Consider the following 13,065-nt stretch of genomic DNA (forward strand, 5'->3'; position numbering starts at 1 on the left):
AATGAAAACGCGCATTTTGGGCAATGGCCTGGAAGTTTCGGCACTGGGTCTGGGTTGCATGAGCATGACCTCGGTCTACGGACCGGCGGCCGACAAGGATGCGATGATCGCCATGATCCGCTCCACCCATGACGAAGGCGTCACCTTTTTCGATACGGCAGAGGCTTATGGACCCTTTGCCAATGAGGAACTTGTGGGTGAAGCGCTTGCTCCGATCCGCGATCACGTCGTCATTGCGACCAAATTCGGTTTCGACATCGATCAGGCGACAGGTGAGCGTCGTGGCGGCACCAACAGCCGACCCGAGCACATCAAGGCGGTGACCGAAGCGATGCTCAAGCGCTTGCGCACCGACCGTATCGATATCCTTTATCAGCATCGCGTCGATCCCGCGGTGCCGATCGAGGACGTGGCGGGCGCGGTCAAAGAGCTGATTGCGGAAGGCAAGGTCAAGCATTTCGGCATGTCAGAAGCCGGGGTCAATACCATTCGTCGCGCGCATGCCGTTCAGCCGGTGACTGCAGTGCAGAGCGAATATTCGTTGTTTTATCGCGGCCCAGAGGCGGAACTGCTGCCGACACTGGGCGAGCTGGGAATCGGTTTCGTGCCCTTCAGCCCGCTTGGTGCAGGGTTCCTGACTGGCCAGATCGACGAGAACACCAAGTTCGACGACAGCGATTTCCGCAATTTCGTGCCTCGCTTCAGCCCGGAAGCCCGTAAGGCCAATATGGCGCTGGTCGAGGTCATCCGCGGCGTCGCCGCTCGCAAGGAGGCAACGCCTGCGCAGGTGGCTCTGGCGTGGCTGCTGGCCCAGCATCCCTGGATTGTTCCGATCCCCGGGACGACCAAGCTGCATCGTCTGCAGGAAAATCTGGGATCGGTAGAGCTTGAGCTGACCTCGCAGGATCTTGCGGAGATCGACGCCGGTACTTCGGCAGTGATCGTGCAGGGAGAACGCCTGCCCGAAGCCGTCCTGAAGATGACAGGGCTTTGACGACTGGATGCTAATCCTGACGTTTGACTCCGGGTGGCTTGTTCGCGTCTCTTCGGTCAGGGAGGCCGCGATTCCAATCATGGAATCGCGGCTTTATCCATCTTTGTTCAGACCATCCCGGCGGCACTCAGCCAGTTTCTTCATACCGGGTGCGCCGCGATGGCCCGCGGCGCTTTCGGCGATCCGCATGCCTATAGCGCTGCCCTTGATAGGTGGAACATTGACGAAGCTTGCCGTGCGACCGATCCCCCGTTGGGAAAGCGCGATGGTGTGGATCGCGGAGTGATGCTGCCTGCATTGCAAAGCCCCATAGAGGCTGACATAGCAGACCCTATTACCCAGCGCGGGACAAGGCCCAAAAGCCAGTCGCCCGGCCTTCTGATGGCGGAGGAGGCCGCGACGCCGTGCTCCGTTTCGAACACAAGCCAGGCCTGCGCCTGAAGGATCAGTCCCATCACCACGACGTCCAGGCCAAGACCTATCGCGCGGTAGCTATGGTCATCGCCTTTCCTTACAGGCTTGCCGTCAAGGCCGGCACAGCCTCGAACAGATCGGCCACCAGAGCGATGTCGGCGATCTGGAAGATCGGCGCCTCTTCATCCTTGTTGATCGCCACGATGATCTTGCTGTCCTTCATGCCCGCCAGATGCTGGATCGCCCCGGAGATGCCCACGGCGATATAGACCTCCGGCGCGACGATCTTGCCCGTCTGGCCCACCTGACAGTCATTGGGGGCGTAACCGGCATCCACCGCCGCGCGCGATGCGCCCACGGCCGCGCCTAGCCTGTCGGCCAGGGGGAAGAGCACCTGTTCGAAGGTCGGCGCATCCTTCAGCGCCCGCCCACCCGAGACCACCACGCGCGCGCTGGTCAGTTCGGGGCGCTCGCTTGTGGCGACCTCGGCACCGATAAAGCTGGACTGGCCGCGATCGCCCGTGGTGCCGATGGTCTCGATCTGCGCCGATCCTGCGTCTCCCGCTTTGGCGAAAGCCGTGCCGCGCACGGTGATCACCAGCTTGGCGTCGCTGCTTTCCACCGTGGCGATGGCGTTGCCCGCATAGATGGGGCGGGTAAAACGCTTCGGCCCCTCGACGCTGAGGATTTCCGAGATTTGTGCCACATCCAGCAAGGCCGCCACGCGCGGCGCGATGTTCTTGCCGGTGGTGGTCGCCGGGGCGACAAAGGCGTCATGATCCGCCATCAGCCCGAGGATAAGCGGCGCCACATTCTCCGCCAGCCCATGGGCATAGGCGGCATCATCGGCCACCAGCACCTTCGCCACGCCCGAGATCATGGCCGCCGCCTGCGCCACGCCAGCGACACCAGACCCTGCCACCAGCACATGCACCGCGCCCAGCTGCGCCGCAGCGGTGACGGCATTGCGCGTGGCGTCTTTCAACACGGCCCCATCATGGTCGGCCCATACCAAAATTTGCGCCATCTTATGCGACTCCCAATTCCCTGAGTTTGACCACCAGCCCTGCGACATCGGCCACCCTGATCCCGGCCCCCCGCACCGCAGGTTCGGAAACCTTGAGCGTGGTGAGGCGTGGCGTGACGTCCACGCCGTAATCGGCAGGCGTCTTGGTGGCCAAAGGCTTGGACTTGGCCTTCATGATCCCCGGCAGGCTGGCATAGCGCGGCTCGTTGAGGCGCAGATCGGTGGTGACGATGGCGGGCAAGGAAAGCCGCAAGGTCTCCAGCCCGCCATCGACCTCACGCGTCACCAGCACATGATCGCCCTCGACCACCAGCTTGCTGGCAAAGGTGCCCTGAGGGCGGCCCAGCAGCGCGGCCAGCATCTGGCCCACCTGGTTGCTGTCATCATCGATGGCCTGCTTGCCCAGCAGGATCAGCCCGGGGGCCTCATCATCGGCGATCACCTGCAGGATCTTGGCGATGGCCAGCGGCTCGACCTCGGTGTCGCACTGCACCAGAATGGCCCGGTCCGCCCCCATCGCCAGCGCCGTGCGCAGCACATCCTGCGCCTTGGCCTGGCCGACCGAGACCACCAGCACCTCGCTGGCGATGCCCTGTTCCTTAAGCCGCACCGCTTCCTCGACAGCGATTTCGTCGAAGGGGTTGAGGCTCATCTTGGCATTGGCCAGATCCACGCCCGACCCATCCGCCTTCACGCGCGGCTTCACATTGTAATCAAGCACCCGCTTGACCGGCACCATAATCTTCATGACGCAGCTCCCCGCTTATACCGCCTCGACAATCAGCGCGATGCCCTGACCGCCGCCGATGCACATGGTGGCCAGCCCATAGCGCCCGCCGACGCGATGCAGCTCATGCACCAGCTTGGTGGCGATGATCGCGCCTGTCGCGCCGATGGGATGGCCCAGCGAAATGCCGCTTCCATTGGGATTCACCTTCGCCGGATCGAAGCCCAATTCGCGCGAGACGGCGCAGGCCTGAGCGGCAAAGGCCTCGTTGGATTCGATCACATCGATATCACCGATGGTGAGGCCAGCCTTGGCCAGGGCATTGCGCGTGGCGGGCACCGGGCCGATGCCCATATGCGAGGGCTCCACGCCCGCATGACCATAAGCGACAATGCGGGCCAGGGGCGTGAGAGCAAGGGCATGAACCGATGCTTCACTGGCCAGCACCACCGCACCCGCACCGTCGTTGATGCCGCTGGCATTGCCCGCCGTCACGGTGCCCTCTTTCTTGAACACTGGCTTGAGCTTGCCAAAATTCTCCGCCGATGCATCGTGGCGGACATATTCGTCTGTGTCGAAGATCGTAAGGCCTTTGCGGCTCTTGATTTCGATTGGGACGATTTGACCGGCAAAACGACCTTCCTTGATGGCATGGGCGGCGCGCTGCTGGCTTTCCAGCGCCAGCGCATCCTGATCCTCGCGAGAAATGCCATAGCGCTCGGCAACGTTCTCGGCGGTGATGCCCATGTGGATCGCCTCGAAGGGATCGGTCAGCGCGCCGACCAGCCCATCCAACATGGCTGCGTCGCCCATCTTCTGGCCCCAGCGCATGGCAGGGGCGAAATAGGGCGCCCGGCTCATCACTTCGGCACCGGCACCCACAGCCAGATGATGGTCGCCCAGCATGATCGACTGGGCCGCTGAAACGATGGCCTGCATCCCGGAGCCGCACAGGCGGTTGACCGTATGCGCGGGGCTTTCCTTGGGAATACCGGCAAGGATTGCCGCAACCCTCGCGGCATAGGCATCGCGGGGTTCGGTGTGGATGACATTGCCAAGCACGAAGCTTTCGATGTCACCTGGAGCAAGGCCTGCACGCTCGATGGCGGCGCGCGTGACCAGCGCAGCCAGCTCTCCTGGTTTCTGGTCCTTGAGCGCTCCGCCGAAGCTGCCGATCGGGGCGCGGGCCGCGCCAACGATATAGACGGTCGTCATGCTACTCTCCTGATATTTATGCGTTAAGCGTCGAGAAAGCGGCATCCTTGTCCGCCATGGTTGCGATCAGCGGAGCCGGAGCCCATGCCCAGCCATTGCGCCCCGCCGCCAAAGCGGCGATGCGTCGCGCCAGTTCAGGCGCGCCGATGCGGTCGGCTTGAAACAGCGGGCCACCCCTTTCCCTCGCAAAGCCGTAGCCATGCAGGAAGACCATATCGACATCGACCGGGCGGTAGGCGATCCCTTCGCCCACGATCCGCAGCCCCTCGTTGATAAGGGCGAGCAGGCAGCGTTCGACGATCTCCTCATCGCTGATGGCGCGGCGGGTCAGGCCGATCTCGGCGGAATAGTCGAGGATCAACGCTTCGATCTCGGGATCGGGTGAGGGCAAGCGGCCATCGGCATACAGATAGATGCCCTTGCCGGTCTTCTGCCCAAAACGGCCCAGCGCACAGATACGGTCGATCACGCCGGAATACGGTCGGTCAGGCTGCTCTGTGGCGCGGCGCTGGCGGATCGCCCAGCCGATGTCCTGCCCCACCAGATCCATCGTGCGGCACGGCCCCATGGCAAAGCCCCAGCGCTCCAGCGCGGTGTCGATCTGCTGGGGCAGGGCACCTTCCTCCAGCAGGAACCAGACCTGCCGCAAATATTCCTCGAACATGCGATTGCCGATAAAACCGTCACATACGCCCGAGACGACTGCCACCTTGCCAAGCCTTTTGCCGAGCGCCATGGCGGTGGCCAGCACATCGGGCGCGGTCTTTGCGCCCCGCACCACCTCCAGCAGCCGCATGATGTTGGCTGGCGAGAAGAAATGCAGGCCGACAACGCGCGAAGGATCGGCCACGGCGTCCGCGATGCGGTCAAGATCGAGCGTGGAGGTGTTGCTGGCAAGAATGGCGTCGGGCCTTACGACGGTCTCGACGGCTTGCAGCACTGCGGTCTTCACCGCCATCTCCTCAAACACCGCCTCGATCACCAGATCGACCGGACCCAGAGCCTCATAGGCTGTGGCTCCGGTGAAGCGCGCGAGGCGGGCATCAGCTTCATCGGCGCTGATGCGCCGCTTCTCGACATCGCGTGCCAGCGACTTGCCGATGATGTTCTGCGCGCGGGCCAGCGCGTCCTCGCGCAGTTCCACCATGGTGACGGTCAGACCGGCGTTCAGCAAGGCGATGGCAATTCCGGTGCCCATGGTGCCGCCGCCGATGACGCCAACAGCCTCGATGGGGCGCAAGGGCAGATCGCGCGGCAGGCCGGGAATCCGTGCCGCCTGCCGTTCGCCCAGAAAGGCGTGACGCAGCGCCCCTGAGGCTTCGCTGAGGAGCAAGGCGGCAAAGACACCGGCCTCATAGGCAAGACCCGCGCAGAGGTCCGACGTGATGTTTTCGACGCAGTCGACAATGGTCTGCGGGGCGTTGCCCAGCGTGGTACGGAGACTGCCCCGCGCAGCCGTAACAGCGTTGGCCAGATCGTTGGGGGGAGGAAGCTCTCCCGTCCGGCGAGCGGGAAGGGCGGCATCGCCGCCAAAGTCCAGAGCCGCGGCGACGACATCGCCGTCGACGACCTTGTCCACCAGACCCAACGTCTTGGCACGCGCAGCCTGGATGGGCTTCCCAGAGAGCATGATCTCCAGCGCCGGACCGGCGCCGATCAGGCGGGGAAGCCGCTGGGTGCCTCCAGCGCCGGGCACAAGTCCCAGCGAAACTTCGGGCAGGCCCAGGCGCGCGGCGCGATGCGCGACACGGTAATGGCCGGCAAGCGCAAGTTCGAGGCCGCCGCCGAGCGCCGCGCCATGAATGGCCATGATGACGGGCTTGGGCGAGGCTTCGATCCGGTTGACAAGGTCGCGCAAATCGACCGCGATGTTGCGCCGCGCAAACTCCGTGATGTCTGCGCCGCAGCAGAAGAATGAGCCGGCGCCGGCGATCACAATGACCGAGCAGGTGGCATCCTGTAAGCCCGCCTCAAAAGCCTCAAGGATCGATCGGACATGCCCATTGGCGACGGAAAGGGCATTGACCGCGCCGTTTTCCATGGTCAGCAGCAGGGTCGCGCCGTGACGGGTAGCAACAACACTCATGATGAATTCTCCGATGGATCAAAATGCCTCGGCGGGCAGCAGGAACAGCGACGCTGACCCGGCAGAGAGCTTCGCCGCCAGACCTTCCGCCTGGGGAAGGATGCGGCGAACATAGAACTGGGCGACGGCACGCTTGGCAGTATGCTGCGGCGTATCACCGGGCACGGCCGCCATACGGGCCCACATCCACCCCATTGCCACCAGCGCGAAGAGGCGAAGATAATCCACCGCCGCACCGCTTGCTTCCTCGGCATCCGCGTCCTTGAGGGCTGCGGTGGCGTCACGCAGAAGCGCCAGTGCCTGACCGACCGCGGCAGCGACCTCGCCGACATCTCCCGCTGCCGCGGCGAGATCGGTGTCGATCCGCGCAAAGAAGTCTGCGACGACCTTGCCGTCGTCCATCCCAAGCTTGCGGCCCACAAGGTCAATGGCCTGCACGCCATTGGTGCCCTCGTAGATCTGGGCGATGCGAGCATCACGGACGAATTGCTCCATCCCCCATTCACGGATGTAGCCATGGCCGCCAAAGACCTGCTGAGCCTGGACGGCGCCTTCAAAGCCCAGATCGGTGAAGCCCGCCTTGATCACCGGCGTCAGCAGCGCGACCAAGGCGTCCGATCTCGCGCGCTCTGCGGCATCGGCGTGGCGCTGCGCGCGGTCGAGATGCAGCGCGGTCCAGCCGGCCAGAGCGCGCCCGCCCTCGACGAAACTGCGCACCTCCAGCAGCATGCGGCGCACATCGCCATGTTCGATAATCGGTACGCAGCTGCGCTTACCGTCGGCGCTCCGGCCCTGCAGGCGCTCGCGCGCATAGGCGGCGGCTTGGCTGTAGGCGCCGCCTGCCTGGCCCAAGCCCTGAATGCCCACCATCAGCCTTTCGGCGTTCATCATGGTAAACATGGCGGCGAGGCCCCGGTTGGGCTCACCCACGAGCCAGCCGATGGCACCATCGTAATTCATCACGCAGGTCGGCTGGGCATGGATGCCCATCTTCTTTTCCAGCGCGCCCACCGACAGCGTGTTACGCAGCGTATGGCCGCCTGATGTATCGGGCAGGAATTTTGGCACGAGAAACAGGCTGATACCCTTCACCCCTGCCGGAGCATCGGGCAGGCGCGCCAGCACCAGATGCACCACGTTGCCGCCAAAATCATGATCGCCCGAAGAGATGAAAATCTTCGTTCCGGTGACGGCGAAGCGATCCTCGCTCAGAGGCTCCGCCTTGGTCTTGAGCAGGGCCAGATCGGTGCCGGCACCGCTTTCCGTCAGGGCCATGGCACCGGTCCAGGCGCCGCTGGTGAGATGGGGTAGATAGGTGGCTTTGAGGTCATCGCGGGCATGGGCGGCAATGGCTTCGGCGGCGCCGCGCGTCAGGCCGGCGAAGAGCCCGAAGGACATGTTTGTCGCCGAGAGCATCTCGTCGAGCCAGAGCTGAAGGATAAAGGGCAACCCTTGCCCGCCAAATTCGGGATGGGCCGACAGCGAGGTCCAGCCGGCCTCGGTGAACCCATGCCAAGCCTGAGCGAAGCCCGGAGGGGTGATGACCTCTCCGTCCTTGAGCGAACAGCCGTGTTCGTCACCCTCGCGGTTAATCGGCTGAAGGCGCTCGGCACAATAACGTCCAGCTTCTTCCAGGACTGCTTCGGCAAGGGTTGCGTCAACCTCAATGCCCAACTCACCCATGGCTTCGTCGAAGTTCAGAACCTCGCCGAGCAGGAAACGGTAATCCTCAATGGGGGGCTGGTAGGGCTGCATCATCGTTCCTCTCCAAAGATGAGAATCGAGTACACCAAACACTTGTTACAATCAACTGTGCGACGAGTTTGCCTGCGGGAAGCGCGCCAGGCCTATCAGCCGTGCCGGAAAATCAGAGCTATCTGGCGCCCGATCCCCGCAGGGGACAGGCGGCCTTCGCGATACCACGTCGAGGCATTGTTGAGCTGTGAGAGCAGCGCATTACGATAAATCGAGCGGTCCATATCTGCCGGGAGAGGCAGAGCTTCGATCAGATGGCGGAAAACGTCCTCGAAGGCATCGCGCCGAGCGATCAACTTGGCCCTTGTGGCTGGAGGAACCTCCCGGAAGTCATTCATCATCGGCAAGGTCAGCGAATCGGGATCGAGTTGTATTTGCGCAAGAGCGACGCAAGCGGCCTCAAAGCGATCCCAAGGATCAGTGTGGCGGCTGATTTCACCTTCGATGCGATGCTGGGCTGCGTCCAGAGCGCCATTGTGCAATTCGATGAAAAGCACGTCCTTCGATTTGATGTGATGATAAAGCGAGCCGCCCAACATGCCCGCTTGCTCGCCGATGTCGCGCATGGAAGTCCCGCGGTAGCCTTTTTGCGCAAAGAGTTGCGCCGCGATCTCAACGACCTGCCGCCGACGTTCGGAGCCCTTGATCTCGATTCTCGGGTCCGAAAGTTCATTGGGTACATCTTGCTTCTCAGCAGTCATCATTCATCCACGGCCAGCTTGAGCGGGCAAAAGCAATATGGCTGTTTTCAATAAACCGCAAATTGTCCCGCTCAAGCCATTGTGGTCATCAGCCGAGCTTCTTCCTTGTGAGAAAGGCGGACATCACATCGGCCACCGCAATGTTGTTGAGGTCGGAGAAGGGGAAATGAGTGTTGCCGTGTATCCCGATCTCGGGAAGGTGAATGACGGTCACATCCCCTCCATGGCGGTTGACGGCATCGCGCCAAAGGCGCGCCATCTCCAGACGCGCACGCCAACCGTCCGCGCCCGGATTGGGGTCCGGCTTGGCTGGAATGAAATCACCATAGACGATGAGAATAGGAATCCTGGTGAGCATCCGGAATTCTTCGAGGGGGGCTTCGATGGGCTCGATCGGACCGGATGAACTAGCGATTGGAGCGGGCAATTCACCGGGGGGAAAGGCAAAATTGCTGCCGGGTTCGAAGGAAACGATACCGTGTACATTGTGGTTGTGCATGGCCGTCTGCCAGCCAAGCCCGCCGCTGTGTGAATGCGTGACCAGCACGCCAGGGCCAATGCGGTCGAACAGAGCGACGATGGCATCAGAGGTGATCTTGAGATCGAACGGCCCCGTGCTGGGCGACATCTGCCGAAAATACTGATTGAGCGCTTCGGGATCGCGGGAAAATTGAACACCCGGATTGTAGTCGGGCCAGACGCCGACGCGAAAAGTATCGAACCAGCGCTGGTCGTCAGGCGTGGTGCTGATCGGCGCGGCCTGTGTGGTGCGCCCGGCGCGACCTCGGCGTGGCTGATCGATCAGATAGACGCTGTGCTTGCGGCGCAGAAAGATGTTTTGGAACCCTTCGCGGCCATCTGGTGTGGTTTCCCAGGTCTTGGAAAACTGGCCGATGCCATGCCAGAACACCAGCGGCAGCGGCTTGGCCCCTACCGGTTTCTGGTAGAAGATGTAGGCGTGGTCACCATGCAGGGTTTGCCCTGTGGTGCCTTGCGCATAGTGGTCGACCGTGCCGGGACTGGTGACGATGCTGCCGCCTGCGGCGAAGCTGCCCTGCTCGTCAATCACCAGTGGCGCGCGTGCTGCACCCGCAACGGGCGCGCCAGCGGCGGCAGTCGCAAACCCGGAGGCTGCCATCCCGGCCGCCGCCGCCCCGGTCGCTGAACGAGACAGCAGTGATCGCCGCGAAAGGGAAATGTCCTGCATTGTTGAGCATCCTTGAATGATGCTGATCGCTCCACGAGGCGGGCGATCAGCTTGTCCCTGTTTGTCTGTCCAATATTTCTCAGGGACGCGATGTTAGCGTGGTATTACCGAGCCGTCCGCTTTTTCGGTGGCGTCAAGCCGAGCCTTGCGGGGATCGGCCTCCCCGACCGCTGTCCCGTCGGCGCGGAAATCCATGATCATGTCACCGGCAGGGGTGTAGGCCTGCCATGTCGGCATGCCTTCGCCGTCAGGCTTTCCAGTCCTGGCAAAATTTGCCCAATAGCGATTCATCGTCCGGGCGACCGCCTCGTCCTTTGCCGTGGGTTGGCTACCGGGTCGGCTCTGGAGTGTGTCGAAGACGAAAGGCAGTTCGGAGGCATGCGGCGCCCCCTCTTTGAAGCGATCGCGCATGGCGTCGGCGACATAGGAGAAACGATAGATATAGGCAGGCGCGCCCTTGGCGGCATAGGCCGCCGCGGTCAGGCGTGCAGGTTCCGCCCACACCCGGTCGGTGATCGCCATTGTGAGCAGTTCGGCCAGCGGGCGATCCCCCGCCGGATCGTAAGCGGCCATCGCCGCCTGCTTGCCGGACTTGAATTGGGAGAAAAGCTCATCCTTGGACGAGGCGGCCAGGAATCCTCCGGTGACCTCGGCGCTGTTGGAACCGATCACCAGCGGGACGACGGTCTGCTGCCCCTTGCGATAGGCCTGCTCGGCGGTTTGCGTCACGATCGTGCCATCGACAATCGGCCCGGGGTAGATCCGCGCGCCATCCTTGCCGTCGGTTTCGAGTCCGCCATCGAGGATCTGGTCGGCGGGCAGTGCACGCAGATTGGCCAGCGCGGCCGGATCAGTGCCCTCGATCTTCTGCCTGCGGGCGAAGTTGATCCCGGTGGTCTGTGCCGACACCGGATAGTTGGGATCGGCATTGTCCTTGCTCATTGGTCGCCCGGTCAGGGTGCCGTCGCGGCCGCCCCCGGATTCGATAATCGCCTTGTTGAACAGGCCCCGTGCAGCCGGCGAGGTCAGCAGGGTGTGAACCGAAACTCCGCCGGCGGATTCACCGAAGATGGTGACATTCTCCGGATCGCCTCCAAAAGCCGCCACATTGCGCCGCACCCATTTCAGCGCGGCGATCTGGTCCATATAGGCATAATTGCCTTTGGGCTCATCGGGGTGTTCCTTGCTCAGCGCAGGGAAAGCGAAGAAGCCGAAGCGCCCGAGACGGTAATTGATCGTGATGAGCATCACGCCCTGCCGCGCAAACTGAGCGCCGGAATAGGTCGGATCGGCACCGCTTCCGAACAGGAAGGCGCCGCCGTAGATCCAGACCATGACGGGAAGCTTGCGTCCCGGCTCGCTCTGGGCCGGGCGCCAGATGTTGAGGAACAGGCAATCCTCGGATTTTGGACGGGCCGAAGGGGGGCCGAAGGCCACCTGCGCGCAATCGGCGCCGAAGCTTGTGGCATCCCGTTCGCCCTGCCAGGGCTCGACGGGCTGAGGCGGGCGCCAGCGCCAGGCACCCACCGGAGGCGCGGCGAAGGGAATGCCCTTGTAGCTGGTCACGCCATCCTGGGTGGAGCCGCGCAGCGCGCCATCGGGCAGGGTGACCGTTTGCGCATGGGCGGGGGACAGAGCGGACAGGCCGCAGGCAAGCAGGAAGAGACGAGACAGCCGGTTCATAGCATGGTCCTGCGCAAGAGAGGGTGGTGGCCGGGCAGTACCGTCGCACCAGTCCTGGGCCGATGGCCAAATGACTGGCCGGGATGAACTGCTGGGTCCGCGTGACGAAACGCTCTTGCAGGTGCCAGCCTGGCTTCGTGCTGGCTGCGTCCTGCCGGTTTGGCGGCAATTGCTGCCATCACACTGCCCCCTGCTCAAGAGCCCGACGCAAGGTCAGGCCTCTCCAATCTCCACGTAAGCCCGATCCTAACAGGGCCGAACGTTTTGATTAGAGGGGAGCATCGGCATAGCGTCATAAGGCTGGCTAATGAATGCCGCGCAGACATGGGTGGCGCACCGTCTCGGGTCAACCGCCGTGAAGCGGCGGTCCTGCCTTACCTGCCATGCTTCCATGTGAGTGGAGGGCGGCGCAACGTGAAGTCGCAACATTCGACGCGCGCCGTCACCCGCTTGGCCTGTCAGTCGAAACGGGGCTCGCGCTTTTCCAGAAAGGCCTCGACCGCCTCGCTGTGATCTGCTGTCTTGTGCGAAATCGCCTGATAGGCTGCGGAAAGCTCGAGAACATCGCTCAGCCGGCTGTGGAGCGATTCACGCATCAGACGCTTGCTCAGCCGAATGCCATGCGAAGGATTGCGCGCGATCCGCCCGGCCAGTTCGCGCGCAGCGGCCAGCAACTCTTCACCCGGCACGATTTTGGAAATGAGCCGCATCTGCAGGGCCTGTTCGGCATCGATCATATCGCCGGTGAAAGCCATTTCCGCCGCCGCCGAAAGGCCGACGATGCGCGGCAGCAGCCAGGCGCCACCGTCACCCGGAATGATCCCGAGGCGAATGAAACTTTCGGCGAATTTGGCCTTCTCGGCGGCGATCCTGATGTCGCACATGCAGGCCAGATCGAGCCCGGCACCGATAGCATGGCCGTTGACCGCCGCGATGACGGGCACTTCCAGATTGAAGAGCGCCAGAGTGAGGCGCTGGATGCCGCGTCGATATTCGTGGCGGATGGCGATCTCTGAAACCTCGGGTGTGGCCTGGCGCTTCATCTCGTTGATGTCGCCGCCCGCGCAGAAGGAGGGGCCATTGCCTGTCAGGATCACGCAGCGCACGCTGTGATCGTCGTGAATGCGATCGATTGCGGCGAGGAATTCCGGGATCGCGCTGTTGCCGGTTAGCGGGTTGCGCCGAGCCGGATCGTTCATGGTCAGGGTCACCACAGGGCCCTGCTGTTCATAAATCAGGAAATCGGTCACGCAGTC

At 63.1% G+C, this 13,065-nt stretch carries 10 protein-coding genes; 1 reads left to right on the forward strand and 9 read right to left on the reverse strand.

Going from position 1 to position 13,065, the window contains the following annotated elements:
• The first annotated feature begins 1 nt into the window (after position 1).
• Positions 2-994, forward strand: coding sequence for an aldo/keto reductase (locus SR3_RS13740; RefSeq protein WP_068086915.1), 993 nt, complete (start codon positions 2-4; stop codon positions 992-994).
• Between the two features lie 511 nt (positions 995-1,505).
• Here SR3_RS13740 and SR3_RS13745 read toward each other — a convergent pair.
• The 9 genes from SR3_RS13745 to SR3_RS13785 all read right to left on the reverse strand — a co-directional run bounded on the left by SR3_RS13745 (position 1,506) and on the right by SR3_RS13785 (position 13,059).
• Positions 1,506-2,435, reverse strand: a complete 930-nt coding sequence (locus tag SR3_RS13745) for an electron transfer flavoprotein subunit alpha/FixB family protein (protein ID WP_068086917.1) — start codon at positions 2,433-2,435, stop codon at positions 1,506-1,508.
• Position 2,436: 1 nt separating this feature from the next.
• Positions 2,437-3,183: an electron transfer flavoprotein subunit beta/FixA family protein gene (locus tag SR3_RS13750; protein ID WP_068086921.1), complete on the reverse strand. Its 747-nt coding sequence runs from the start codon at positions 3,181-3,183 to the stop codon at positions 2,437-2,439.
• 15 nt (positions 3,184-3,198) lie between these two features.
• On the reverse strand, positions 3,199-4,377 hold the full coding sequence (locus tag SR3_RS13755; RefSeq protein ID WP_068086923.1) for an acetyl-CoA C-acyltransferase family protein: 1,179 nt from the start codon (positions 4,375-4,377) through the stop codon (positions 3,199-3,201).
• A gap of 16 nt (positions 4,378-4,393) precedes the next feature.
• Positions 4,394-6,463 (reverse strand): 3-hydroxyacyl-CoA dehydrogenase NAD-binding domain-containing protein, encoded by a 2,070-nt coding sequence (locus SR3_RS13760; protein ID WP_068086929.1) that lies wholly within the window; start codon positions 6,461-6,463, stop codon positions 4,394-4,396.
• Positions 6,464-6,481: 18 nt separating this feature from the next.
• Entirely contained in the window at positions 6,482-8,218 is a 1,737-nt protein-coding gene (locus tag SR3_RS13765) for an acyl-CoA dehydrogenase C-terminal domain-containing protein (RefSeq protein WP_068087031.1), read from the reverse strand.
• Positions 8,219-8,313: 95 nt separating this feature from the next.
• Positions 8,314-8,919, reverse strand: coding sequence for a TetR/AcrR family transcriptional regulator (locus tag SR3_RS13770; protein ID WP_068086931.1), 606 nt, complete (start codon positions 8,917-8,919; stop codon positions 8,314-8,316).
• A gap of 88 nt (positions 8,920-9,007) precedes the next feature.
• Positions 9,008-10,126, reverse strand: coding sequence for an alpha/beta hydrolase (locus SR3_RS13775; RefSeq protein ID WP_084455545.1), 1,119 nt, complete (start codon positions 10,124-10,126; stop codon positions 9,008-9,010).
• A 93-nt stretch (positions 10,127-10,219) separates the two neighbouring features.
• Positions 10,220-11,809: a carboxylesterase/lipase family protein gene (locus SR3_RS13780; RefSeq protein WP_068086939.1), complete on the reverse strand. Its 1,590-nt coding sequence runs from the start codon at positions 11,807-11,809 to the stop codon at positions 10,220-10,222.
• 458 nt (positions 11,810-12,267) lie between these two features.
• Positions 12,268-13,059 carry a crotonase/enoyl-CoA hydratase family protein gene (locus SR3_RS13785; protein ID WP_068087038.1) on the reverse strand — a complete coding sequence of 264 codons (792 nt, stop codon included), beginning with the start codon at positions 13,057-13,059 and terminating at the stop codon, positions 12,268-12,270.
• Positions 13,060-13,065 lie beyond the last annotated feature (6 nt).

The organism is Novosphingobium rosa NBRC 15208, from assembly GCF_001598555.1.
GTDB classification, from domain to species: Bacteria; Pseudomonadota; Alphaproteobacteria; order Sphingomonadales; family Sphingomonadaceae; genus Novosphingobium; species Novosphingobium rosa.

Excerpts from the sequence above, each read along its gene's own strand:
- SR3_RS13780 (WP_068086939.1), bottom strand. The coding sequence starts at position 11,809 with ATGAACCGGCTGTCTCGTCTCTTCCTGCTTGCCTGCGGCCTGTCCGCT.
- SR3_RS13770 (WP_068086931.1), bottom strand. The coding sequence starts at position 8,919 with ATGACTGCTGAGAAGCAAGATGTACCCAATGAACTTTCGGACCCGAGA.
- SR3_RS13740 (WP_068086915.1), top strand. The coding sequence starts at position 2 with ATGAAAACGCGCATTTTGGGCAATGGCCTGGAAGTTTCGGCACTGGGT.
- SR3_RS13750 (WP_068086921.1), bottom strand. The coding sequence starts at position 3,183 with ATGAAGATTATGGTGCCGGTCAAGCGGGTGCTTGATTACAATGTGAAG.
- SR3_RS13760 (WP_068086929.1), bottom strand. The coding sequence starts at position 6,463 with ATGAGTGTTGTTGCTACCCGTCACGGCGCGACCCTGCTGCTGACCATG.
- SR3_RS13765 (WP_068087031.1), bottom strand. The coding sequence starts at position 8,218 with ATGCAGCCCTACCAGCCCCCCATTGAGGATTACCGTTTCCTGCTCGGC.
- SR3_RS13775 (WP_084455545.1), bottom strand. The coding sequence starts at position 10,126 with ATGCAGGACATTTCCCTTTCGCGGCGATCACTGCTGTCTCGTTCAGCG.
- SR3_RS13755 (WP_068086923.1), bottom strand. The coding sequence starts at position 4,377 with ATGACGACCGTCTATATCGTTGGCGCGGCCCGCGCCCCGATCGGCAGC.
- SR3_RS13745 (WP_068086917.1), bottom strand. The coding sequence starts at position 2,435 with ATGGCGCAAATTTTGGTATGGGCCGACCATGATGGGGCCGTGTTGAAA.